The organism is Pseudomonas sp. GW822-FHT02G04 (genome assembly GCF_058802085.1).
Map to the genome: position 1 here is coordinate 87,002 of NZ_JBXANU010000023.1, position 24,352 is coordinate 111,353.

The 24,352-nt window shown below is 59.6% G+C and carries 24 protein-coding genes; all 24 read left to right on the top strand.

The window, feature by feature from the left end; all coding sequences use genetic code 11:
* The first annotated feature begins 4 nt into the window (after positions 1 to 4).
* The 24 genes from pseF (at position 5) to AC1RO5_RS24190 (ending at position 24,259) form a co-directional block, all read left to right on the top strand.
* On the top strand, positions 5 to 700 hold the full coding sequence (gene pseF, locus AC1RO5_RS24075) for a pseudaminic acid cytidylyltransferase (protein ID WP_493178027.1): 696 nt from the start codon (positions 5 to 7) through the stop codon (positions 698 to 700).
* Positions 697 to 2,199: a UDP-2,4-diacetamido-2,4,6-trideoxy-beta-L-altropyranose hydrolase gene (gene pseG, locus AC1RO5_RS24080; protein WP_493178028.1), complete on the top strand. Its 1,503-nt coding sequence runs from the start codon at positions 697 to 699 to the stop codon at positions 2,197 to 2,199. Before pseF ends, pseG begins: the two co-directional genes overlap by 4 nt.
* Positions 2,196 to 3,248, top strand: coding sequence for a pseudaminic acid synthase (gene pseI, locus AC1RO5_RS24085; RefSeq protein ID WP_493178030.1), 1,053 nt, complete (start codon positions 2,196 to 2,198; stop codon positions 3,246 to 3,248). The genes pseG and pseI overlap by 4 nt, the downstream gene beginning before the upstream one ends.
* Positions 3,249 to 3,478: 230 nt before the next feature.
* Entirely contained in the window at positions 3,479 to 4,405 is a 927-nt protein-coding gene (locus AC1RO5_RS24090; RefSeq protein WP_019648094.1) for a ketoacyl-ACP synthase III, read from the top strand.
* 82 nt (positions 4,406 to 4,487) lie between these two features.
* A complete protein-coding gene (locus AC1RO5_RS24095; RefSeq protein ID WP_493178032.1) occupies positions 4,488 to 5,780 on the top strand; it encodes a motility associated factor glycosyltransferase family protein in 1,293 nt (430 codons plus the stop codon).
* Positions 5,777 to 6,046 carry a hypothetical protein gene (locus AC1RO5_RS24100; protein ID WP_493178033.1) on the top strand — a complete coding sequence of 90 codons (270 nt, stop codon included), beginning with the start codon at positions 5,777 to 5,779 and terminating at the stop codon, positions 6,044 to 6,046. The genes AC1RO5_RS24095 and AC1RO5_RS24100 overlap by 4 nt, the downstream gene beginning before the upstream one ends.
* A 254-nt stretch (positions 6,047 to 6,300) precedes the next feature.
* Positions 6,301 to 7,152, top strand: coding sequence for a flagellin domain-containing protein (locus AC1RO5_RS24105; protein ID WP_493178034.1), 852 nt, complete (start codon positions 6,301 to 6,303; stop codon positions 7,150 to 7,152).
* Between the two features lie 71 nt (positions 7,153 to 7,223).
* Positions 7,224 to 7,589, top strand: a complete 366-nt coding sequence (locus AC1RO5_RS24110; RefSeq protein WP_493178035.1) for a flagellar protein FlaG — start codon at positions 7,224 to 7,226, stop codon at positions 7,587 to 7,589.
* A gap of 82 nt (positions 7,590 to 7,671) precedes the next feature.
* Positions 7,672 to 9,102, top strand: coding sequence for a flagellar filament capping protein FliD (gene fliD, locus AC1RO5_RS24115; protein WP_493178037.1), 1,431 nt, complete (start codon positions 7,672 to 7,674; stop codon positions 9,100 to 9,102).
* A gap of 126 nt (positions 9,103 to 9,228) precedes the next feature.
* Positions 9,229 to 9,624, top strand: coding sequence for a flagellar export chaperone FliS (fliS, locus tag AC1RO5_RS24120; protein WP_493178039.1), 396 nt, complete (start codon positions 9,229 to 9,231; stop codon positions 9,622 to 9,624).
* Positions 9,625 to 9,634: 10 nt separating this feature from the next.
* Positions 9,635 to 9,931 (top strand): flagellar protein FliT, encoded by a 297-nt coding sequence (fliT, locus tag AC1RO5_RS24125; RefSeq protein WP_493178040.1) that lies wholly within the window; start codon positions 9,635 to 9,637, stop codon positions 9,929 to 9,931.
* Between the two features lie 172 nt (positions 9,932 to 10,103).
* Positions 10,104 to 11,579: a sigma-54 dependent transcriptional regulator gene (locus AC1RO5_RS24130; RefSeq protein WP_007938611.1), complete on the top strand. Its 1,476-nt coding sequence runs from the start codon at positions 10,104 to 10,106 to the stop codon at positions 11,577 to 11,579.
* A 128-nt stretch (positions 11,580 to 11,707) separates the two neighbouring features.
* On the top strand, positions 11,708 to 12,913 hold the full coding sequence (locus AC1RO5_RS24135) for a sensor histidine kinase (protein WP_493178052.1): 1,206 nt from the start codon (positions 11,708 to 11,710) through the stop codon (positions 12,911 to 12,913).
* Positions 12,914 to 12,918: 5 nt separating this feature from the next.
* A complete protein-coding gene (locus AC1RO5_RS24140; RefSeq protein WP_493178041.1) occupies positions 12,919 to 14,304 on the top strand; it encodes a sigma-54-dependent transcriptional regulator in 1,386 nt (461 codons plus the stop codon).
* 146 nt (positions 14,305 to 14,450) lie between these two features.
* Positions 14,451 to 14,780 carry a flagellar hook-basal body complex protein FliE gene (gene fliE / locus AC1RO5_RS24145; protein ID WP_007938615.1) on the top strand — a complete coding sequence of 110 codons (330 nt, stop codon included), beginning with the start codon at positions 14,451 to 14,453 and terminating at the stop codon, positions 14,778 to 14,780.
* Positions 14,781 to 14,795: 15 nt separating this feature from the next.
* Positions 14,796 to 16,583, top strand: a complete 1,788-nt coding sequence (gene fliF, locus AC1RO5_RS24150; RefSeq protein WP_493178043.1) for a flagellar basal-body MS-ring/collar protein FliF — start codon at positions 14,796 to 14,798, stop codon at positions 16,581 to 16,583.
* Complete coding sequence (gene fliG / locus AC1RO5_RS24155) at positions 16,576 to 17,595, top strand: flagellar motor switch protein FliG (RefSeq protein ID WP_003184041.1); 1,020 nt, start codon at positions 16,576 to 16,578, stop codon at positions 17,593 to 17,595. Before fliF ends, fliG begins: the two co-directional genes overlap by 8 nt.
* A 7-nt stretch (positions 17,596 to 17,602) precedes the next feature.
* Positions 17,603 to 18,412, top strand: a complete 810-nt coding sequence (gene fliH / locus AC1RO5_RS24160; protein ID WP_007938624.1) for a flagellar assembly protein FliH — start codon at positions 17,603 to 17,605, stop codon at positions 18,410 to 18,412.
* Positions 18,402 to 19,760 carry a flagellar protein export ATPase FliI gene (fliI, locus tag AC1RO5_RS24165; protein ID WP_007938626.1) on the top strand — a complete coding sequence of 453 codons (1,359 nt, stop codon included), beginning with the start codon at positions 18,402 to 18,404 and terminating at the stop codon, positions 19,758 to 19,760. Before fliH ends, fliI begins: the two co-directional genes overlap by 11 nt.
* Before the next feature lie 6 nt (positions 19,761 to 19,766).
* The gene (gene fliJ, locus AC1RO5_RS24170; protein ID WP_253420105.1) at positions 19,767 to 20,216 is read left to right on the top strand and encodes a flagellar export protein FliJ; all 450 of its coding nucleotides are present in this window, start codon (positions 19,767 to 19,769) and stop codon (positions 20,214 to 20,216) included.
* A 166-nt stretch (positions 20,217 to 20,382) separates the two neighbouring features.
* The gene (locus AC1RO5_RS24175) at positions 20,383 to 20,682 is read left to right on the top strand and encodes an STAS domain-containing protein (RefSeq protein ID WP_493178044.1); all 300 of its coding nucleotides are present in this window, start codon (positions 20,383 to 20,385) and stop codon (positions 20,680 to 20,682) included.
* 5 nt (positions 20,683 to 20,687) lie between these two features.
* Positions 20,688 to 22,394, top strand: a complete 1,707-nt coding sequence (locus tag AC1RO5_RS24180) for an ATP-binding SpoIIE family protein phosphatase (protein WP_493178045.1) — start codon at positions 20,688 to 20,690, stop codon at positions 22,392 to 22,394.
* Positions 22,395 to 22,426: 32 nt separating this feature from the next.
* Entirely contained in the window at positions 22,427 to 22,774 is a 348-nt protein-coding gene (locus AC1RO5_RS24185) for an Hpt domain-containing protein (protein ID WP_493178047.1), read from the top strand.
* 105 nt (positions 22,775 to 22,879) lie between these two features.
* Entirely contained in the window at positions 22,880 to 24,259 is a 1,380-nt protein-coding gene (locus AC1RO5_RS24190) for a flagellar hook-length control protein FliK (protein ID WP_493178049.1), read from the top strand.
* Positions 24,260 to 24,352 lie beyond the last annotated feature (93 nt).

A 24,352-nucleotide genomic window follows, 5' to 3' on the forward strand; every position in this document is an offset into this window, starting at 1 on the left:
ACTCTTGAGCTGTGTTGCGATCATTCCGGCCCGCGGTGGCAGCAAACGAATCCCGCGCAAGAACCTCAAGCCGTTCGACGGCGTGCCGATGATCGTCCGTTCGATTCGCACGGCGCTGGAGTCGAGCCTGTTCGACCAGGTGATCGTCAGCACCGACGATGAGGAAATCGCCGACGTCGCACGAGCCAATGGGGCTCAGGTGCCGTTCATGCGGCCTGCGGCACTGGCTGACGATTTCACCGGGACTGCTGCAGTGATCGTGCATGCCTTGAATCAAGTGCCGTCGTTCGACCATGCCTGCTGCATCTACGCAACGGCGCCGTTGTTGCAGGCGCGTTATCTGCGTCAGGGGCATGAGTTGCTGGTGCAGCACCCGGACAAGTCTTTTGCGTTTTCAGTCACCGGTTTTGGTTTCCCGGTGCAGCGGGCCTTGACCCTCGACGCGCAGGGCGCCTTGATCTCGCTTTACCCGGAATTTCGTGACACCCGCTCCCAGGACTTGCCCGAAGCCTATCAAGACGCCGGCCAGTTCTACTGGGGACGCAGCGAGGCCTGGTTGCGTGGTGATGTGCTGTTTTCGCCGGCGAGCCTGCCGGTGATTCTGCCGCGCTACCTGGTACAGGACATCGATACCCTTGAAGACTGGAAACGCGCCGAATACCTATACGCCGCATTGAAGACTGGTGGTGAGTTGCAATGAGGGTACTGATCCGCGCTGACGCGTCGCCAACCATTGGCAGCGGCCATATCGCTCGCTGTCTGACCCTGGCCAGGGTGTTGCGCAAGCAGGGCACACACGTTGCTTTCGCCTGTCGTCTGCTGCCGGGGCATCGACTGGACAGCCTGGCAAGCGAGGGCTTCGAGACCTTCGCGCTGCCGGCGCGCTACCCCGATGAAGATCCGCAGCAGGCCATCGAGTCGATGCTGCCGTGGCAGGCGGACATCGCCGCGCTGGCGCAAGCCTTGGAAAGTCATCCGGCGTTCGACTGGATCATCGTCGACCACTATGGCCTCGATCATCACTGGCAGACTGCGGCTCGCCGCTGGGCACCGAGGATCGCGGCGGTGGATGACCTGGCCACTCGGCAGTACCGCGTCGATCTGCTGCTCAATCAAAATCTGTCGGGTACCCCAGAGGCTTATGCCTCGCTGTTGACGCCCGACTGCCAGACCTTGCTCGGCCCACGTTTTGCGATGTTGCGCGAAGAGTTCTGTTGTCCGGCGATCGAGATCAAGCCTCGGGCCAGGCGAGTGCTGGTGAATTTTGGCGGCTTCGATGCGGCCATGCAGACCCACCACGCAATGTTGGCGCTATCGGACTTCCATGAGCTGGAGGTCGATTTCGTGGCGGGTGCGGACAACCCGGCCAGGGAGCAGATGCAGGCGCTGGCGGCGTATCGTCCGAACTGGCGCCTGCACAGTTTTGTCAGCGACTTCTATCGGCTGATGACCGAGGCCGACCTGTTTATCGGTGCCGGTGGCGGCACCAGTTGGGAGCGGGCGGCCATGGGGCTGCCGACGATCTGCATTGCAGTCTCGAATAATCAGCAGGCGAACGGCGAGGTGATGGCGACCTCTGGCGCTCATGTGTTCCTGGGCAGCCGCGAGCACGTCAGCGTCGAGCAGTTGCGCCAGGCCATCGGTTTTATCGTAGGTAATCAGGGTTTTCGTCAAAGTATGGCCGAACGCTCGCGGCAGTTGGTCGATGGCCGTGGCGCGCAGCGGGTGGCGGCAGCGCTGGCGGGAGCGGTACTGCAGGTGCGTCGGGCCACCCCGGACGATGCGCAATTGTTGTTCGAGGGACGTAATGCCGAGGCGGTACGGCGCTGGTCGCTGGACACCCACGCCATCGATTGGCAGCGGCATCAGGCCTGGCTGGCTGCGAGCCTGAACAATCCCCAGCGACTGCTGTTGATTACCGAGGCGGATGACGGCCCGGTCGGTATGCTGCGCTATGACCTTGACGGTACTCGGGCCGAAGTCTCGATTTATCTGTTCGAAGGCCGATTCGGCCTGGGCTGGGGCAGGGCGCTACTGGCGCGGGGCGAAGCGTTCGTCACGGCCCATTGGCCGCAACTTGAGGCCATCACCGCTCAGGTGCTGCCGGCCAATCAGCCATCGCTGAAGGTTTTCCGCGAGGGTGGTTTTACTCAGAGTGCTTGCGCGTTCACGCGCGTGTTGAAGGATCCAGAACAATGACCAGTTTCAAGATCGGTAATCGCTCGATCGGTGCCGATGCGCCACCGTTCATCATTGCCGAGATGAGCGGCAACCATAACCAGTCGCTGGACATGGCGATAAAAATCGTCGAAGCCGCGGCCAAGGCCGGCGCCCATGCCTTGAAGCTGCAAACCTACACCGCCGAGACCATGACCCTGGACTTGTCTGAAGGCGAATTCTTCATCAAGGACCCCAACAGCTTGTGGGCCGGTTCTTCGTTGTATGCGCTGTACGAAAAGGCCCACACGCCGTGGGAATGGCACGCGCCGATTTTCGCCCGGGCCAAAGAGCTGGGCATGCTGGCGTTCTCCACACCGTTCGATGACACCGCGGTGGACTTCCTCGAAAGCCTCGATGTGCCGGCCTACAAGATCGCCAGCTTCGAGAACACTGATCTGCCGTTGATTCGTCGGGTCGCGGCAACCGGCAAGCCGCTGATCATTTCCACCGGCATGGCCAGCATCGCGGAGCTCGATGAAACCGTGCGTGCCGCCCGTGAGGCCGGTTGCAAGGACCTGGTGTTGCTCAAGTGCACCAGCACTTACCCGGCGACACCCGCCAACAGCAATGTGCGCACGATTCCTCATCTGCGCGAGTTGTTTGGCTGTGAAGTCGGTTTGTCCGACCATTCGATGGGCGTCGGGGTGTCTGTCGCCGCCGTAGCGCTGGGGGCGACGGTGGTGGAAAAACACTTCACCCTCGACCGTGCCGCCGGAGGCGTGGACGCCAGTTTCTCCCTGGAACCAGCTGAACTTGCCAGCCTGGTGGTCGAAACCGAGCGCGCCTGGCAGGCCATGGGCCAGGTGCATTACGGGGTGACTGAAGCCGAGCGCAAGTCCCTGGTGTACCGCCGGTCGCTGTATGTCACCCAGGACATGGCCGCCGGAGAGCCTTTTACTGCCGTCAATCTGCGGGCCATCCGTCCTGGCCTGGGGCTGGCCCCGAAACACGCTGAAACCCTTCTGGGCCGCCGCGCCCGCCAAGCCATCAAGCGCGGAACGCCGCTGGATTGGTCGCTGGTCGAATAACCGCTTGTGGGGCTGATTCGGCAAAATAGCGTGACCTGCGAGTCATTACGCGCATCTTCACTGTATTGTATAAAAAGGGGAGAGGGCGCCTGGTCTGTTTTTTGACTCAGTGATGGCCTTTTACTCTTCCCGCTGTCACCTCGTTGAGGGCGACGTTATTCGTTGTTTGTCGGCGCCCCTCGATTCCTTGCGAGCGGTGGTATTGGGCTGTTTATTATTGGGAAGCCGTAATGATTGGCATAAAGAGCATTGCGAGCTACGTTCCTGTAGCCGGCGTGGACAATTACGCACAAGGTGCAAAATTCGAAAAGGATGAAGAGTTCATCCTTGGCAAGATCGGTTCGGCTTTCCTGCCGCGCAAAGACGCCGGGCAAGAAACCTCGGACCTGTGTGTCGAAGCAGTCAATGCGCTGTTCGCTAACAACCCTGAATTGAAGCGTGAAGCCATCGACGTGCTGATCGTCGTGACCCAGAACGGTGACGAAGAAGGTTTGCCGCACACCGCCGCCATCGTTCAGGACAAATTGGGCCTGCCGACGACCGTGGCCGCGTTCGATATTTCCCTGGGCTGCTCCGGTTATGTCTACGGCATCTACGCCATCAAGGGCTTCATGGAAGCCGCAGGCCTGAAAAATGGCTTGCTGGTGACCGCCGATCCGTATTCGAAGATCGTCGACCCGGAAGACCGCAACACCACCATGCTGTTCGGCGATGCCGCCACCGCCACCTGGATGGGCGAAGACGCGCCATGGCAGTTGGGCAAGGCCAAGTTCGGCACCGACGGTTCCGGCGCGCCGCACCTGAAGGTTACCGACGGGGTGTTCTTTATGAACGGCCGTCAGGTGTTCAACTTTGCGCTGCTCAAAGTGCCGGCGCATTTGCATGAGTTGCTCGCTGATTCGGGCCTGACGGCTGACGATATCGATGCTTTCTGCATTCACCAGGGCAGTGCGGCGATTGTCGATGCCGTGGCACGACGCTTCGAGGGCGAGCCCGAGAAGTTCCTCAAGGACATGGTCGAGACCGGTAACACCGTGTCGTCGAGCATTCCATTGCTGCTGGAAAAACACGTGCTCGATTCCAAGTGGAAGCGTGTGGCACTCAGTGGTTTCGGTGTTGGTTTGTCTTGGGGTTCGGCGATCATCTATCGTCCCTGATCTATAAACCGCGGCACAAAAAAAAGCGTTCAAGGTGTAACCTTGAGCGCTATTTTTTTGCCCGAATGAAAAGCGAGGCTCCATGAGCGAGTTCTTTGAGCGCAACGTCGAGGTCATACAGCGGCGCTGGCCATTGCTGTCTGCGCGCTTGCTGACTGAAGACGCGAGCCTGTTGCAGGCTGATCTGGTCGAGGGTCTGGGTTCGACGTTGAGCATCAACGGCATTCAGTTGACCAGTCGCCATGACCGTACCCGCGAGGCCAGGCTTCAGGCTGACAGCCTGCCCATAGACAGCCCGGTTGCGCATGTCTACGGCACTGGTCTTGGCGATCTGCAGATGGAGTTGCTGCAGCGCGACGGGCTTGAACGTTTGTATGTGCACATTCTCAACGGCGCGGTGTTTGCGTTGGTGTTGCAACTGCTCGATCAGCAACTGTGGCTCAGCGATCCGCGAGTCGAGTTGCTGTATGCCGGTGATCTGAAAGAAATCCAGCTGCCGTTCTTTGCCTTGCCGTCCGAGCTGGTGCTGGCCGATGACCTCAATGCCAAGATCCGTGACCGTTTGATTAGCGAAACCCACCTGACTTTCAATAATCGCGAGTTCGACCCTCAAGCTCCGGACATCGTCGAGCGCTTGCAGGCGAGTCTGGAGCTGGTGCAGGCCGATCGAGATGTGGCCGAGTTGTTCGGTTCGCGCGAAGGGCAAGAGGTGTTTGTCATTGCCACGGGGCCTAGCCTTGAGCAGCGTTTCGAGACCTTGCACGCGATTCGCAATCAGGCCGAGCGGCCGTTGTTCATCTGCGTCGATACTGCTTACCGACCGCTGCTCAATCACGGGATCCGACCCGATGTGGTGGTTAGTATCGACCAGCGCATCTCGGCCCGGCATCTACCGCCCGAAAATACGGTCGACATCAGTCTGGCGTATATGCCCATGGTTGATCCTCAGGTGCTGACTGCCTGGCAAGGGGCGCGGTATGCCGGTTATTCCGCCAGCCCGATCTACCAACAGCTGCGTCGGCAATCGCCCAAGGGCGAGTTGTATGTTGGCGGTAGCGTGATTCATCCCGCGGTGGACCTGGCGGTGAAGATGGGGGCGGTGCAGATCACCCTGTTCGGTGCCGACTTTGCCTTCCCCAACGACAAGACCCATGCTGGCTGGAGCGATGGCGACTTGGGCCCCCAACTGGGCGCGGCCAAGCACTGGGTGCTCGATGGCCATGGTCAACGCATCAAGACCCAGCTCAATTTCCGCAGCTATCTGTGTGAACTGGAGCGATTTATCGCCGGGCATCCTCAGGTGCGCTTCTATAACAGCAGTCGGGCAGGGGCGATGATCGCAGGTACGGCTTTTCATCCGGAGTTGGCGTCATGAGCAGGCTTGATTCCTTTGACGTCGACTCAGAGCAATGCGCGGCATTGTTCCGTTTGGGGCGTGATGTAGAGGCAGGGCTGGCGATGATCGAATTGATCGCAGCAGTGCAAGCGTCCTTCGATCTGATGCCGCAGGTTATTCAACAGCAGTGGGTGTTGTTGCTCGGCCAGATGCTCGAGTGCCAGGAGGCGCAGAATTGGTTGGCGCTGGCGGACTACCTGGAATACGAACTGGTCCGGTTGCTGCGCGACAGTCTGTCCATTTAAACAATTTCTCTTCTGCCGGTGCAGGCGAGTTCTCGCCAGTCCGTCACCGGCATTTCCCTGACGTCATTTTTTCGCTTGCCTGAACACTGTCAGCCCCTTGATTTACGAAGGGTGGCAACGTGATGGCAAATATTTTTGAAAATCTCCTAAAGCAAGTTGCAATCCCGACGATAACTATTACGAAGGTTCTCTAGGCCATACCCGGCGGTTGCCAGGGCCGGAAGCCGCAGTACCCAACCAACGAGGAATTCGTCATGGCTTTAACAGTAAACACTAACGTCACATCGTTGAACGTTCAGAAAAACCTGAACCGTGCTTCCGACGCTCTGTCGACTTCGATGACTCGCCTGTCTTCCGGTCTGAAAATCAACAGTGCCAAAGACGACGCCGCCGGCCTGCAGATCGCTACCCGTATGACTTCGCAGATCCGTGGTCAGACCATGGCGATCAAAAACGCCAATGACGGTATCTCGATCGCTCAGACCGCTGAAGGCGCGATGCAAGAATCGACCAACATTCTGCAGCGTATGCGTGAACTGGCTGTTCAATCCCGAAACGATTCCAACGGTACTGCCGACCGTGCTGCTCTGAACAAAGAATTCGCTTCGATGTCGGACGAGCTGACTCGTATCGCCAAGTCGACCAACCTGAACGGCAAGAACCTGATCGACGGCACCGCTGGCACCATGACCTTCCAGGTTGGTTCCAACACTGGCGCTACCAACCAGATCACCATCACTCTGGCTAGCGGCTTCGACGCTGCTACCCTGAGCGTTGACTCTGGTGCTATCGCCATTACCGGTAACGACAGCGCCACTGCAGAAGCAAGCTCCAAAGCTTCCATCGACGCAATCGACAAGGCACTGGCGACCATCAACTCCAGCCGTGCGGACCTCGGTGCTGCTCAGAACCGTCTGACCAGCACTATCTCCAACCTGCAAAACATCAACGAAAACGCCAGTGCTGCACTGGGTCGCGTACAAGATACCGACTTCGCTGCTGAAACTGCACAGCTGACCAAGCAACAAACTCTGCAACAAGCTTCCACCGCAGTTCTGGCTCAGGCCAACCAACTGCCATCCGCTGTACTGAAACTGCTTCAGTAATAGCTGATGAGTTTTGGCGGGGGGGTGCGCTTGTCGCGCTCTCTCGCTTTTTACTTTAAGAGGTGATGGACATGGATATGAGCGTCAAGCTGAACTTGTCTTATCCTGCGGCCCAGCAGGCGACGACTGTTGCCGATAAGTCCGCGGAAAAGCCTCGAGCGGAAACTACGCCAGTGGTTGCCGTCAAGGAAGAAGGTAAAAGCAGGCAGACCGAGCAGGAAAAACTGAAGATGGCCGTTCAGGAAATCGAAAAGTTCGTTCAGTCGGTCAAGCGTAACCTGGAATTCTCGATTGACGAGCCTTCAGGCAAAGTTGTGGTCAAAGTGATTGCCAGTGACTCCGGTGAGGTGATTCGTCAAATCCCCAACGAGGAAGTCCTTAAATTGGCGAACAGTTTGAATGATGCAAGCAGCCTGTTGTTCAGCGCAAAAGTCTGACAGCTGGCACGAATTTTGTTGCTATGTTCTTTTGGGCGTTGTAGTGGTCAAAAGGCCGGCGACACACTGAAGGGAGTTCCACATGGCAAGTTCAATTCTACCGGGCACGGGTTTAGGCTCCGGCCTTGATACCGGTGCTATCGTCAAAGCCTTGGTGAATGCTGACAAAGCGGCCAAGCAAGGTCAGATCGACCGTGGGACCACCACCAATACGGCGAGCATTTCCGGGATTGGTACCTTGAAGTCGCTGCTGACGACGTTCCAGAAAACCCTCTCTGACCTGGGCAGCACCACAAGCCCTCAGTTCACCGGTTTTGCGGCAACGTCCTCCGATGTCAAAGTACTGACCGCCACGTCCAGTAACGCGGCTGTTTCCGGTAGCTATGTAGTGGACGTCACCAAGCTTGCGACTTCGTCAAAAGTTGCCAGCGCAGCGTTTGCCGGTGGTGTAAGCAGTGCGATCCCGGCGGGTACGCTGACCATCACCCAAAATGGCAAAAGCTACCCGGTCACCGTGGGTGCAGGTGCGACGCTGCAAACGGTGCGTGACTCGATCAACACCCAATATCAGTCCAGTGGCTTGAGCGCCAACATCGTGACCGACAGCTTCGGCTCGCGACTGGTGCTGGGGTCCACCACTACGGGCGCAGGTTCTGACATTTCCGCCAGCGGCATCGCCGGTCTGGAAATCGATGGAACGACCCTGATGGCCGCCACGCCGACAGCCACTTCTTCGGGTGCTATCGGCAGCCTGGCACAGGATGCTGCATTCACCGTCGACGGGCTGTCGCTGACCAGTTCGTCCAATACGGTCGACAAGTCGATTTCGGGGTTGACGCTGAACCTGCTGACGGTCGGCAAGTCGACGGTCAACGTGGCGTCTAACAACGACGGTCTGAAGGCTTCGATCCAGAAGTTCGTCGACGCGTACAACGCTGTCGCCAATGCTGTGACTTCGTTGACCAAGCCGTCCCTGGACGACGATGGCAAGCTGACCGTTTCCGCGGCGCTGACTGGTGACCCGCTGCCACGTTCGATTCTCGATGCTCTGCGCGGGCCACTGTCCCAGATCGGTGCTGGGGATAAGCTGACTGTACTGTCGCAGCTGGGGATTACCACCAACCAGAAGACGGGTGCGCTGGATTTCGATTCGACGAAATTCACCGCTGCCATGAATGACAAGAAATTGGGTGGTGAGGTTCAGACGCTGTTTACCGGTACCAACGGTCTGATTGAGCGCATGAATAATGTGATCAAGCCATTCACTGAGTCGAAACTGGTCAATGGCAAGAGCGTCGACTCGATTCTGGATGCGCGCTCCAAGGCGCTCGACGTGACCAAGAGGCGTCTGAGCGATGATCAGGCGGCCCTGGATCGCCGAATCGAAACCCTGACCACGGTACTGACTAAAAAGTACAACGACATGGATACTCTGGTCGGCAAGTTGAAAGCTACCGCCAGCAACATCACGTCGATGTTTGAAGCCATGACCGCGCAGCAGAAGAACTCGTAGTACTCATAGTGCCAAAAGCCCGGCAGCGTTTTCACGCTCCGGGCTTTTTGTTTTTGAATCTAAAGTTTTTTGACGCATCGTCGATACACTGATTATGCGAACCACAGAATTCTGATGAGGTACAACATGAATCCAATGTTAGCCCTTCGCCAATACCAGAAGATTGGCGCTCAGGCGCAAACTTCCGAAGCCAGCCCTCATCGTCTGGTGCAGATGCTGATGGAGGGCGGTCTGGATCGTATCGCCCAGGCCAAAGGCGCGATGGAGCGTAATGATATTCCGAACAAAGGTGTACTGATCGGCAAAGCCATCGGCATTATCGGTGGTCTGCGTGAGGGGTTGGATCTGGAAAACCAAGCCGAATCGGTGGCTGAACTGGATAACCTCTACACCTACATGATGAAGCGTCTGGCTGAAGCCAACATCAAGACCGATCCAAAAATTCTCGACGAAGTCGCCGATTTGCTTCGTACGGTGAAAGACGGTTGGGATGCTATCGCCGCTCCTGCTCCACAGTTTTAAGGAGATCACCATGAGTCTTGTATTGCAGCGAATCGAACAAACCCGGGACGCCCTGGTTGAGGCATTGGCCGAGCGTAACTGGGAAGCCATCGGTGAATTGGACCTGGCTTGCCGTTCCTGCATGGAAGACGTCTTGAGTGAAGCTTCGGTGGACGAGGCCGCGTTGCGCGACAACCTTGAGGAGTTGCTGGGGGTGTATAAACAGCTTCTGGCAGCGGCGACGGGGGAGCGTCAGGCGATAGTCGACGAGATGTCGCAGATCCACCAAGCACAGAACGCGGCAAAGGTTTACCATCTGTTTGGTTAATTAACCCTCAGTTAATCCAAACATAGTGCGCCATAAATTTGACTGTGCACGGTTTTTTGACTTAACTAGTGGCTGGTTCCAGATTTCAGGCGTCTACAGGCACAACGTGTCTGCAAGCGTCTAGCTTGCCCCTCATTTTGGGCATTGAGTTGACTAGGGAAGTTGCTATTGCATGTGGCGTGAAACCAAAATTCTGCTGATTGATGACGATAGCGTCCGCCGCCGCGATTTGGCGGTGATTTTAAATTTTCTCGGCGAAGAAAATTTACCCTGTGGCAGCCATGACTGGCAGCAGGCGGTCGGCTCTTTGTCATCAAGTCGTGAAGTAATCTGTGTCCTCATCGGGACGGTAAATGCTCCTGGTGCACTTTTGGGCCTGTTAAAGACACTCTCAACCTGGGATGAGTTCCTTCCCGTTTTGTTAATGGGCGATAATTCTTCCATTGACTTGCCGGAAGACCAGCGTCGCCGAGTGCTTTCGACTCTCGAAATGCCACCCAGCTACAGCAAACTGCTCGATTCGCTGCACCGTGCCCAGGTCTATCGCGAGATGTATGACCAGGCTCGTGAGCGAGGTCGTCACCGTGAGCCGAATCTTTTCCGCAGCCTTGTCGGCACCAGTCGGGCGATTCAACACGTCCGTCAGATGATGCAGCAAGTCGCCGACACCGACGCCAGCGTGCTGATCCTCGGCGAGTCCGGCACCGGCAAGGAAGTGGTCGCGCGCAATCTGCACTACCACTCCAAGCGTCGTGAAGCGCCGTTCGTTCCGGTCAACTGCGGGGCGATCCCGGCTGAGTTGCTGGAAAGCGAATTGTTCGGCCACGAGAAGGGCGCCTTCACCGGGGCGATCACCAGCCGTGCCGGACGTTTCGAGCTGGCCAATGGCGGTACGCTGTTCCTCGACGAAATCGGCGACATGCCGCTGCCGATGCAGGTCAAGCTGTTGCGCGTCTTGCAGGAACGCACCTTCGAGCGCGTGGGCAGCAACAAGACCCAAAGCGTCGATGTGCGGATCATTGCGGCGACCCACAAGAATCTCGAGAGCATGATCGAGATCGGCACGTTCCGCGAAGACCTCTACTATCGCCTGAACGTGTTCCCGATCGAGATGGCGCCGCTGCGTGAGCGCGTTGAAGACATCCCGTTGCTGATGAACGAGTTGATCTCGCGCATGGAGCACGAGAAGCGCGGTTCGATCCGTTTCAACTCGGCGGCGATCATGTCGCTGTGCCGTCACGGCTGGCCGGGCAACGTTCGCGAGCTGGCCAACCTGGTGGAGCGCATGGCGATCATGCACCCGTACGGGGTGATCGGCGTGGTCGAGTTGCCGAAGAAATTCCGCTACGTCGATGACGAAGACGAGCAGATGGTTGACAGCTTGCGCAGCGACCTTGAAGAGCGGGTGGCCATTAATGGTCATACCCCGGACTTCACCGCCAATGCGCTGTTGCCGCCGGAAGGCCTGGACCTGAAGGACTACCTCGGCGGTCTGGAGCAAGGGTTGATTCAGCAGGCGCTGGATGACGCCAATGGCATTGTGGCGCGGGCGGCCGAACGGCTGCGTATTCGTCGCACGACCCTGGTGGAGAAGATGCGCAAGTACGGCATGAGCCGTCGTGATGGTGATGAACAGGCGGATGATTGACGCCTGTTTTCCAACCCCTTCATTTATAGGCAGTTTTTTTTAGGCACGGGTATTGCTACATCCCTCGCAACGTTCCGTTTAACTGACGGTCAACCACGCGAGAGAGCACAATGCCCCAAGCCGCCCAGATGTCTCCTGTCCCTGATGTTTCGGGGCAACCGTCGTCCGTAGAGCAGGCAAGCCGGCTTGGCCTTGAGCAGGCGTTTGCGCTGTTCAACCAGATGTCGAGCCAATTGACCGATTCCTACAGCATGCTCGAAGCCCGGGTCACCGAGCTCAAGGGTGAGCTGGCGGTGGTCAGCGCCCAGCGCATGCAGGAACTGGCAGAAAAAGAGCGTCTGGCCAACCGGCTGCAAAACCTCCTCGATCTATTGCCCGGCGGCGTCATTGTCATTGACGCCCAAGGCATCGTGCGTGAAGCCAATCCCGCCGCATGTGAGCTGCTCGGCTTGCCCCTCGAAGGCGAGCTGTGGCGCCATGTCATTGCGCGATGCTTTGCGCCGCGCGAAGACGACGGTCACGAAATCTCCCTCAAGGACGGTCGGCGCCTGTCGATCGCTACCCGCTCGCTGGATGCCGAACCCGGTCAGTTGGTGCTGCTCAACGACCTGACTGAAACCCGTCATCTGCAAGATCAGCTGGCCCGCCATGAGCGCCTGTCGTCGCTCGGTCGCATGGTCGCATCGTTGGCTCATCAGATTCGTACGCCGTTGTCCGCCGCGTTGCTCTATGCCAGTCATTTGACTGAGCAGGAGTTGCCGGTCGCGACACAGCAGCGTTTTGCCGGTCGCCTGAAAGAGCGTCTGCATGAGCTGGAGCACCAGGTGCGCGACATGCTGGTGTTCGCTCGCGGTGAGCTGCCATTGACCGATCGCGTGACTCCCAAAATGCTGATGCAATCGCTGCAAGCGGCCGCATTGACCCATGTTCAGGATCTGCCGATTCGCTGGCAGTGCGACAGTCATGCCGGTGAGTTGCTGTGCAATCGCGACACGCTGGTCGGGGCGATCCTCAATCTGATCGAGAACGCCATTCAGGCTAGCGCCGGCGACGTCCGTTTGAAGGTTCACCTGTATACCCGCGGCAATAACCTGCGCCTGTGCGTCAGTGACAGCGGCAGCGGTATCGACGAGGCGGTATTGGTGCGTTTGGGCGAGCCGTTTTTCACCACCAAAACCACCGGTACCGGCCTGGGCCTGACCGTGGTCAAGGCAGTGGCCCGTGCTCATCAGGGAGAATTGCAGTTGCGTTCGCGGCCGGGTCGCGGCACTTGCGCGCAGGTGATCCTGCCGCTTTTTGCTGGTGAGCAGCCCAGCGCTCAGGGAGAGAAGTGAAGGACATGACCATCAAGGTTTTACTGGTCGAGGATGATCGCGCGCTACGGGAAGCACTGGCCGATACGCTGTTGCTTGCCGGGCACGATTACAAGGCGGTCGGTTCGGCGGAAGAGGCTCTGGCTGCAGTTGGCGCCGAGGCATTTAACCTGGTGGTCAGTGACGTCAACATGCCGGGCATGGACGGTCATCAACTGCTTGGATTACTGCGGGCTCGTCAGCCGCAACTGCCGGTGTTGCTGATGACCGCTCATGGTGCGGTCGAGCGCGCGGTCGACGCCATGCGTCAGGGCGCGGCGGATTATCTGGTCAAGCCGTTCGAGCCCAAAGCCTTGCTCGATCTGGTGGCGCGTCACGCCCTGGGCAATCTCGGCGCGACCGAGAGCGAAGGGCCTGTGGCGTTCGAACCGGCCAGTGCGCAATTGCTGGAATTGGCCGCGCGCGTGGCGCGCAGTGATTCCACAGTGTTGATCTCCGGTGAGTCCGGGACCGGCAAGGAAGTGCTGGCGCGTTACATTCATCAGCGCTCCCATCGCGCCAGCCAGCCGTTTATTGCGATCAACTGCGCAGCGATCCCGGACAATATGCTTGAAGCCACTTTGTTCGGTCACGAAAAGGGTTCGTTCACCGGCGCCATCGCGGCGCAGGCCGGCAAGTTCGAGCAGGCTGATGGCGGGACGATCCTGCTCGACGAAATCTCTGAAATGCCCCTCGGCCTGCAGGCCAAGTTACTGCGCGTATTGCAGGAGCGTGAAGTCGAGCGAGTCGGCGCACGCAAGCCGATCACGCTGGACATTCGAGTGGTCGCTACCACCAACCGTGACCTGGCCGGTGAAGTGGCGGCGGGGCGTTTCCGCGAAGATCTTTACTATCGTTTGTCGGTGTTCCCGTTGGCCTGGCGTCCGCTGCGCGAGCGTACCGCCGATATCCTGCCGCTGGCCGAGCGCCTGCTGGCCAAACACGTCAATAAAATGAAGCATGCCGCGGCAAAGCTTTCGCCCGAGGCGCAGGCGTGCCTGATTGGTTATCCGTGGCCGGGCAACGTGCGTGAATTGGATAACGCGATTCAGCGTGCCTTGATTCTGCAGCAGGGCGGTTTGATCCAGCCGCAGGATTTCTGCCTGGCCGGGCCTGTGGCGTGTGCGCCATTGCCGGCATTGGCGCCGACGCCTGCGCGCGTTGTGGAGGTCGAAGCCGAATCGGCGGGCGCCCTCGGCGATGACCTGCGGCGCCGTGAGTTCCAGATGATCATCGACACCTTGCGCTCCGAGCGCGGTCGTCGCAAGGAAGCCGCCGAGCGATTGGGCATCAGCCCACGTACCTTGCGCTACAAGCTGGCACAGATGCGCGATGCCGGAATGGACGTGGAAGCGTATTTGTTCGCCACGTAACGGTCGGCGAACAAGAGCACAGGAGAGCTTTTGTTTGGAGCGACCACGGAGCTGGCACCCTTGTTGCTAACACCTCACTACTCGCCGAGTGAGTGTCAAAAAATTGCGGGTAGCCAAAGACGTAGCTTCGTCAAAGAGAGTAGACCATGAGCCAAGGTATTGAATTTAATCGGTTGATGCTGGATATGCGCGCCATGCAAATGGATGCCATGTCTGCGCCGAAATCGACTGCCGCAGTCCCTGAAGTGGGTGGCAGCAGCTTTTCCGACATGCTCGGTCAGGCCGTCAATAAAGTGAACGACACCCAGCAGGCGTCCAATCAGTTGGCCAGTGCCTTCGAGATCGGTAAAAGCGGCGTCGACCTGACGGACGTGATGATTTCCTCACAGAAAGCCAGCGTGTCTTTTCAGGCGCTGACCCAAGTGCGTAACAAGCTGGTTCAGGCTTACCAAGACATCATGCAGATGCCGGTTTAAGGACGAGATTGAGTCATGGCAGAAGCAATCGCCGATAATGTTCCGGCCAAGGCCACTCCAATAGACGGCAAACCGCCGCTGTTCGGGTTGTCTTTCCTGGAAAACCTCTCCGAGATGACCATGTTGCGTCAGGTGGGCCTGTTGGTCGGCCTGGCTGCGAGCGTGGCGATTGGTTTTGCCGTGGTGTTGTGGTCCCAGCAGCCGGACTACCGGCCTCTGTACGGCAGCCTTGCCGGCATGGACGCCAAACAAGTCATGGAAACCCTGGCCGCCGCCGACATTCCCTACACCGTCGAACCGAATTCCGGTGCCTTGCTGGTCAAGGCCGATGACCTGTCCCGTGCGCGGCTCAAGCTCGCGGCCGCTGGTGTCACTCCCAGCGATGGCAACATCGGTTTCGAGATCCTCGACAAGGAACAAGGGCTGGGTACCAGTCAGTTCATGGAGGCGACCCGTTATCGTCGCGGCCTCGAAGGCGAACTGGCCCGGACCATTTCCAGCCTGAACAACGTCAAGGGTGCCCGCGTGCACCTGGCGATTCCGAAAAGTTCGGTGTTCGTGCGTGACGAGCGCAAGCCCAGCGCTTCTGTTCTGGTTGAACTGTATTCCGGTCGCTCGCTGGAGCCAGGCCAGGTCGTCGCCATCATCAATCTGGTGGCAACCAGCGTTCCCGAACTGAGCAAATCGCAGATCACCGTCGTCGACCAGAAGGGCAACCTGTTGTCGGATCAGGCGGAAAACTCCGAACTGACCATGGCCGGTAAGCAGTTCGATTACAGCCGTCGCATGGAAAGCATGCTCACCCAGCGCGTGCACAACATCCTGCAACCGGTGCTGGGCAACGACCGCTATAAAGCCGAAGTCTCGGCCGATGTGGATTTCAGCGCCGTCGAATCGACTTCCGAGCAGTTCAACCCGGATCAACCGGCGTTGCGCAGCGAGCAGTCGGTCAACGAACAACGTACCGCCAGCAATGGCCCGCAAGGTGTGCCGGGAGCCCTGAGCAACCAGCCGCCGTCGCCTGCCTCGGCGCCGCAAACCACCGGTGGCGCCACCGCGTCGGCCGGCATGGTGCAGCCAGGCCAGCCACTGCTTGATGCCAACGGTCAGCAAATCATGGACCCGGCCACCGGTCAGCCAATGCTGGCGCCGTACCCGGCCGACAAGCGTCAACAATCCACCAAGAACTTCGAACTCGACCGTTCCATCAGCCACACCAAACAACAGCAGGGCCGTTTGAATCGCCTGTCGGTGTCGGTGGTGGTGGATGATCAGGTCAAGGTCAACGCGGCCAATGGCGAAACCACGCGTGCGCCGTGGAGCGCCGATGAATTGGCGCGCTTCACTCGTCTGGTGCAGGACGCGGTCGGTTTCGACGCAAGCCGTGGCGACAGCGTCAGCGTGATCAACATGCCGTTCTCCGCCGAGCGCGGTGAAGTGATCGCCGATATTCCGTTCTATTCCCAGCCGTGGTTCTGGGACATCGTCAAGCAAGTGCTGGGTGTGTTGTTCATCCTGGTGCTGGTGTTCGGCGTGCTGCGTCCGGTACTCAACAACATCACCGGTGGCGGCAAAGACAAGCAACTCGCAGGCCTGGGCAGCGACATGGAACTCGGTGGCATGGTCGGCCTGGACGGCGAACTGGCCAACGACCGCGTCAGCCTCGGTGGCCCGACCAGCATCCTGCTGCCGAGCCCGAGCGAAGGCTATGACGCTCAGTTGAACGCAATCAAGAGTCTGGTGGCAGAAGACCCGGGTCGTGTGGCCCAGGTCGTGAAAGAGTGGATTAACGCAGATGAGTGATAACCGAGCCGCTGTCGCCAAACTGTCCCGGGTTGATAAAGCCGCGATTCTGCTGCTGTCCCTGGGTTCTACCGATGCCGCGCAAGTGCTGCGCCACATGGGGCCCAAAGAGGTCCAGCGTGTGGGCGTGGCCATGGCCCAGATGGGTAACGTGCACCGCGAGCAGGTCGAGCAGGTCATGAGCGAGTTCGTCGACATCGTCGGCGACCAGACCAGCCTGGGCGTCGGCTCCGATGACTATGTGCGCAAAATGCTTACCCAGGCCTTGGGCGAGGACAAGGCCAACGGCCTGATCGACCGGATCCTGCTGGGCGGCAACACCAGTGGCCTCGACAGCCTGAAGTGGATGGAACCGCGTGCCGTCGCCGACGTGATCCGTTACGAGCACCCGCAGATCCAGGCGATCGTGGTGGCGTACCTCGACCCGGACCAGGCTGGTGAAGTGCTGGGCAACTTCGACCATAAGGTGCGGCTGGACATCATCCTGCGGGTGTCTTCGCTGAACACCGTGCAGCCAGCGGCCCTGAAAGAACTCAACCAGATTCTCGAGAAGCAGTTCTCCGGCAACTCGAATGCCTCGCGCACCACCCTGGGTGGCATCAAGCGCGCGGCAGACATCATGAACTTCCTCGACAGCTCGATCGAAGGTCAACTGATGGACTCGATCCGCGAAGTCGACGAAGACCTGTCCGGTCAGATCGAAGACCTCATGTTCGTGTTCAACAACCTGTCCGATGTCGACGACCGCGGCATTCAGGCGCTGTTGCGCGAAGTGTCCTCGGACGTCCTGGTGCTGGCCCTCAAAGGCTCGGACGAGGGCGTCAAGGAAAAGATCTTCAAGAACATGTCCAAACGGGCGGCCGAACTGTTGCGCGACGACCTCGAGGCCAAAGGCCCGGTGCGCGTCAGCGACGTGGAAACGGCGCAGAAAGAAATCCTCACCATTGCCCGCCGTATGGCCGAAGCCGGAGAAATCGTTCTCGGCGGGAAGGGCGGCGAAGAGATGATCTAAGGTCACTATGTCGTCCAAACATGATGAGTCCCAGACCGACCTGATCCGTGGCAAGGACGTCGCAGGTTTCGACGTCTGGGCGCTGCCCAGCTTCGACCCGTTTGTGCCGGAACCCGAGCCGGAACCGGAACCCGAACCGCCGGAAATGGAAGAAGTGCCGCTGGAAGAAGTCCAGCCACTGACCCTCGAAGAGCTCGAAAGCATTCGCCAGGAGGCCTACAACGAAGGCTTCGCGGTTGGCGAGAAAGAAGGTTTCCACAGCACCACGCTCAAGGTCCGTCAGGAAGCCGAAGTGGCCCTGACGGCCAAGATCGCGGGCCTGGAACAGCTGATGGCCAACCTGTTCGAACCGATTGCCGAGCAGGACACCCAGATTGAAAAGTCGCTGGTCGACCTCGTTCGGCATATCACCAAACAAGTGATTCAGCGCGAGCTGGCCATCGACTCGACGCAGATCGAACACGTCATGCGTGAAGCGCTCAAGCTCTTGCCGCTGGGCGTGGGCAATGTGCGGTTGTACGTCAACCCGCAGGATTTCGAACAGGTCAAAGCCCTGCGCGAGCGCCATGAAGAAACCTGGCGCATCGTCGAGGACGAATCCTTGTTGCCGGGCGGTTGCCGGGTCGAGACCGAACACAGCCGTATCGATGCGACCATCGAAACCCGTGTGACCCAGGTCATGGCCAAGCTGTTCGACCAACTCCACGATCAGGCGCTACACCCGGCCGCGCCGGACCTGAGCCTGGAATTGCCGAGCGACGAAAAGCCTGCTGTCGCCCCGGTCGAGCCAGAACTGGACGATCCCGATGCGCCTTGAACGCACCAGTTTCGCCAAACGCCTCGGTAGTTACGCCGAGGCCACGGAGCTGGCTGGCGCGCCAATCCTCGAAGGTCGCTTGCTGCGCATGGTCGGCCTGACCCTCGAAGCCGAAGGTTTGCGCGCCGCCATGGGTAGCCGCTGCATGGTCATCAACGATGACAGCTATCACCCGGTGCAGGTCGAAGCTGAAGTCATGGGCTTCTCCGGCAGCAAAGTCTTTCTGATGCCGGTCGGCAGCGTCGCCGGCATTGCGCCAGGCGCACGCGTGGTTCCCTTGGCGGACAACGGTCGTTTGCCGATGGGCATGAGCATGCTCGGGCGGGTGCTCGATGGCGCCGGTCGTGCGCTGGATGGCAAGGGCGGGATGAAGGCTGAAGACTGGGTGCCGATGGACGGCCCGACCATTAACCCGCTCAAGCGTGACCCGATCAGCCAGCCGCTGGACGTGGGCATTCGCTGCATCAACGGTTTGTTGACGGTCGGTCGCGGTCAGCGCCTCGGGCTGTTCGCCGGTACCGGCGTCGGCAAGAGTGTGCTGTTGGGCATGATGACCCGTTTCACCGAGGCCGACATTATCGTGGTCGGGCTGATCGGTGAGCGGGGTCGAGAAGTTAAAGAGTTCATCGAGCACATCCTCGGTGAAGAAGGGCTCAAGCGTTCAGTGGTGGTGGCTTCGCCGGCGGACGATGCGCCGCTGATGCGTCTGCGCGCGGCCATGTACTGCACGCGGATCGCCGAATATTTCCGCGACAAGGGCAAGAACGTCCTGTTGCTGATGGATTCCCTGACCCGTTTCGCCCAGGCCCAGCGGGAAATCGCCTTGGCCATCGGCGAACCGCCGGCGACCAAGGGCTATCCGCCGTCGGTGTTCGCCAAATTGCCGAAACTGGTGGAGCGGGCCGGTAACGCCGAAAAGGGCGGCGGTTCGATCACCGCGTTCTACACGGTATTGTCTGAAGGCGATGACCAGCAGGACCCGATTGCCGACTCTGCGCGGGGCGTGCTCGACGGGCACATCGTGCTGTCCCGGCGTCTGGCCGAGGAAGGGCATTACCCGGCCATCGACATCGAAGCGTCCATCAGCCGGGTCATGCCATCGGTGGTCGGCATCAAGCACTTGAACCACGCGCAGATGTTCAAGCAATACTGGTCGCGCTATCAGCAGAGCCGCGACCTGATCAGCGTCGGCGCCTATGTGCCCGGCGGGGACCGGGAAACCGACACCGCGATCAATCTGCAACCGGCCATGACCATGTACCTGCGTCAGGGCTTGAACGACAACATCAGCATGGGCGCCAGCGAAAACCATCTCGCGTCGGTCTTCGCGCCAGCGCCGGGCGGTTAACCGGTCATGGCCCCGAGTCGCGCAACACGCCTGGCGCCTGTGGTGGAAATGGCTGAAAAAGCCGAGAAAACCGCCGTCCAGCGCCTGGGGCACTTCCAGGGCCAGGTTCGTTTGGCAGAAAGTAAACTCGCCGACCTCGAAGCCTTCCGTCTCGACTATCAAGAGCAATGGATCGTGCGTGGCAGCGGCGGCGTCTCGGGTCAGTGGCTGCTGGGTTATCAGGGCTTTCTCGCGCAATTGGGCACGGCCATCGACCAGCAGCGCCAGAGCCTGAACTGGCATCAAAACAATCTGAACAAGGCCCGTGAAGCCTGGCAGCAGGCGTTTGCCCGGGTCGAAGGCTTGCGCAAACTGGTTCAGCGCTACATGGATGAGGCACGGCAACTGGAAGACAAGCGCGAGCAGAAGCTGCTGGATGAATTGTCCCAGCGGTTGCCGCGCCAGAATCCGTATTGAGTGTTGGATTAAAAAGATCGCAGCCTGCGGCAGCTCCTACACAGGGCGCATGCAAACCCGATCCGGTTGGAGCTGCCGCAGGCTGCGATCTTTTGACCTTGCCCCCGCCCCCGGCAAGTGCTAAACCTTCTACACGTACGTTCGCCAATGACAAGGAAGCCGTGAAATGTCAGTCGTTACAGAAGTATCCCCGGATGGGCAAAAGTTGACGATTTCGGTCAAGGGGCGATTCGATTTTGCCAAGCATCAGGAATTTCGTGAGTCCTACGAGGACAAGGAGCTCTCTGCCGTTGTCGTCGACCTGAAAGAAGCCACCTACCTCGACAGTTCGGCGCTTGGCATGCTGCTCTTGCTGCGTGATCACGCCGGTGGCGACAATTCCGATATTCGTGTCGTCAACAGCAGTTCCGATGTGAAGAAGATCCTCGCCATCTCCAACTTCGACAAACTGTTCGACATCAGTTGACCGTCATGCAGCCGCCGCTCGAGCCGCTGACGATACTGATTGCTGAAGACAGTGCGGCCGATCGTTTGCTGCTGTCGACTATCGTCCGTCGCCAGGGTCATGAAGTGCTGACGGCCAGTAATGGCGCCGAGGCGGTCGAGGCGTTTCGCTCGCAGCGACCGCACCTGGTGCTGATGGACGCCATGATGCCGGTGATGGATGGCTTCGAGGCCGCGCAGCAGATCAAGGCGCTGGCCGGCGAAACCCTGGTGCCGATCATCTTTCTGACGTCGCTGACCGAAAGCGAAGCCCTGGCTCGTTGTCTGGAGGCCGGGGGCGACGACTTTCTGGCGAAGCCTTACAACCAGGTGATCCTCGCGGCCAAGATCAAGGCCATGGACCGCTTGCGGCGTTTGCAGGCCACGGTGCTGGAGCAGCGCGACCTGATCGCCAGGCACCACGATTACCTGCTCAACGAACAGCGAGTGGCCAAAGCCGTGTTCGACAAGGTGGCCCACTCCGGTTGCCTGAATGCGCCGAATATCCGTTATCTGCAATCGCCCTATGCGCTGTTCAACGGCGATCTGCTGCTGGCCGCGTTCACCCCGGCCGGCGACATGCATGTGTTGCTCGGCGATTTCACCGGTCATGGTCTGCCGGCCGCTGTTGGTGCCATGCCGTTGGCCGAAGTCTTCTATGGCATGACCGCCAAGGGTTACGGCTTGTCCGAAACCCTGCGCGAGATGAACGCCAAGCTCAAACGCATCCTGCCGGTCGACATGTTCTGCTGTGCGGCCATGCTGTGCCTGAGCTTTCAGCGAGGGTCGGTGGAGGTCTGGAATGGCGGGATGCCGGACGGTTACCTGCACAGCATCGCCAGCGGCGAGCGTACAGCGCTGACGGCACGGCACTTGCCGCTGGGCGTGTTGAGCTCGCAAACCTTCGATGACCGCACCGAGGTGTTCCCGATGGCTGTCGGGGATCGGGTGTTCCTGTTGTCTGATGGGGTGATCGATACCTGCGATGCCAATGAGCAGTTATTTGGCGTAGAGCGATTGGAGCAGGTGTTTGCAGTCAATCGTCAGCCTGATGCGCTGTTCGAAGAAATCGAGCAGGCCCTGCGGGACTTTCGCGGCGAGGCTCGCGATGACGTGAGCATGGTTGAAGTCCGTCTGCTGGAAGCTGCGCAACTGAGCCCGCCGGCGCTGGTGTATTCCGACAGCGGCCAGTCGAGCCCGCTGGACTGGTCGGTCAGTTTCGAGTTCCGCGCCGCCACCCTCAAGCGCTTCAACCCGCTGCCGTACCTGATGCAATTGCTGCTTGAAGTGCACGGCCTGCGAGCCCAGAGTGGCGCACTCTATAGTGTGCTGGCAGAGCTTTATTCCAATGCCCTGGAGCATGGCGTGCTGGGCCTGGATTCAAACCTGAAACGCGATGCTTCGGGTTTTGCGCGTTATTATCAGCAGCGCAATGCACGCCTGGACGAATTGCGGGACGGCTATGTGCGGGTGCATTTGCAGGTGATGCCAAACGGCGAGGGCGGCTGCCTGGCAGTCCGGGTCGAAGACAGTGGCAAGGGCTTCGATGTAGCGCGGGTGATGGAGCGTCCGGTCGATGATGTCCGTCTGTCGGGACGCGGCGTCAGTTTGATCCGCCAGTTGAGTCATCGTGCGCGCTGGTCCGATAATGGGCGCAGTGCTCACGTGGAGTTTTTCTGGGAGGCTCAGGCATAATCCCAGGCATTCTTGATCAAAGGAGTGAACAAGTGGACGACACATATGTTGATCTCGACGTGCTGAGCGCGTTGCGGGAAGTCATGGAAGACAGCTATCCGGATTTGCTGGATACCTTCCTGAGCGATTCCGAAAGTCGCCTGCGGGAGTTGCAAAAAACCGACGATGCCAAAGCGTTGTCGGATGTCGCCCATAGTTTCAAAGGTAGCAGTAGCAACATGGGCGCAACCCGTCTGGCTGAGCTGTGTCGTGAGCTGGAGCAGCACGCCAAAGACAAAAGCCCGGCTGATATCAAAACACTGGTCAGTGACATCCATCGCGAGTTTGCGAATGTGCGTCCTGTCTACGAGGCCGAGCGACAGCGCTCACCCGCCCACTAAGCCAACTGTCCGGCGCTTTTCTCAGGTGTCGAGCAAAGCTGGCTCGACCCTTGCAGTCAACTCACTCAACTGTACCTACGATCCCAGTGCAGCGGAGACCGTTCTATGCCCGTTACCCCCAATATGCTTCTTCAGGCCGCCGCTGCGGCCAAGACTCAAGCCGCGTCCGCCAATACACCGGCGTCGACGGCCGAGCCCGGGGACAAGGCGTCCAGCTTCGCTCAGGTCTACGCCAATCAGGCCCAGAACAAGCCCTCGGCCACGGCGGACGGATCGGCTAAACCCGTACGTGACAAAGCCTCGGACAACACTGGCAAAAAGGACGTGGGCAACGACCCGTCTGCCGCCCAGGAACCGACGGTTGCCGATAGCGGCAAATCCTTGCCCGTCGATAAACCGGCGCAGTCCGAAGACAAGACCGCCAGCGATGACGCGCCGGATACCGCCGAGACGGCGACGCCGGTAGTCGATACCGCGCCTGTCGATCCAGCCCTCGATCCAGCCCTCGATCCGGCGTTGATGCAAGTGGTGCAGCCGGTGTTGCCAGCCCCTGTGCCGGAAACCCCACCGGTTGTCGCCGCTGTGCAGTCAGCCGTTCAAACACCCGTCGCGGCCGCCGTTACCGCGACAGCGACGCAGGCCGCTGCGACCACCGATCCTGATTTCGATCCCGAAGCTGATCCTCTCGATGCACTGCCGGCCGTGCGCATGGCGATGGAGCAGAGTGGGCACGTTTCGGCCGCCAGCCAGGCTCAGCCAAAAGCGGCGCTGACTCAGACTCACGTCGACGGCGAGCTGACCTCGGCACAGAACTTTGCCGCGGGCATGGCAAGCATGCTCGATGTGCAGGCCGACAAGGACAGCACCAGCCAGGGCGGCGAGAAGGCTTTCAGTGGCCTGATCGATGACGGCCTCAAGGATCTCAAGTCCGCCAGCAGCGACACCCGTGTCGATGACTTCGCCAATCGTCTGGCGGCACTGACCCAGGCGGCAACACCGAAGACTGCCAATGCATTGCCGGTGAATCAGCCGATCGCCATGCATCAGAGCGGTTGGACCGAAGAGGTGGTCAACCGGGTCATGTACCTGTCCAGCGCCAATCTCAAGGCGGCGGATATTCAGTTGCAACCGGCCGAACTGGGACGCCTCGATATTCGGGTGAACATGGTTCCGGATCAGCAGACCCAAGTGACCTTCATGAGCGCTCATCCAAGTGTTCGCGAAGCACTCGACGGGCAAATGCATCGCCTGCGGGACATGTTCGCGCAGCAGGGCATGGGTCAGGTCGACGTCAACGTTTCCGATCAGTCACGCGGTTGGCAGGGCCAGGGGCAGGAACAGGCTCAACAGGGGCAGGGTGGACGTACCAATGCCAGTGGCGGGCGCCTCGACTCCGTCGATGAAGAGCTGCCTGCGACTGTCGCTGAAGTAGCCGCCAACACCACCAGCGTGATCGGCACCAGCGCCGTCGATTACTACGCCTGATCAAACGCAAAACCCAGTAGGAGCGGGGGGGGGGGGGGGGGGGGGGGGGGGGGGGGGGGGGGGGGGGGGGGGGGGGGGGGGGGGGGGGGGGGG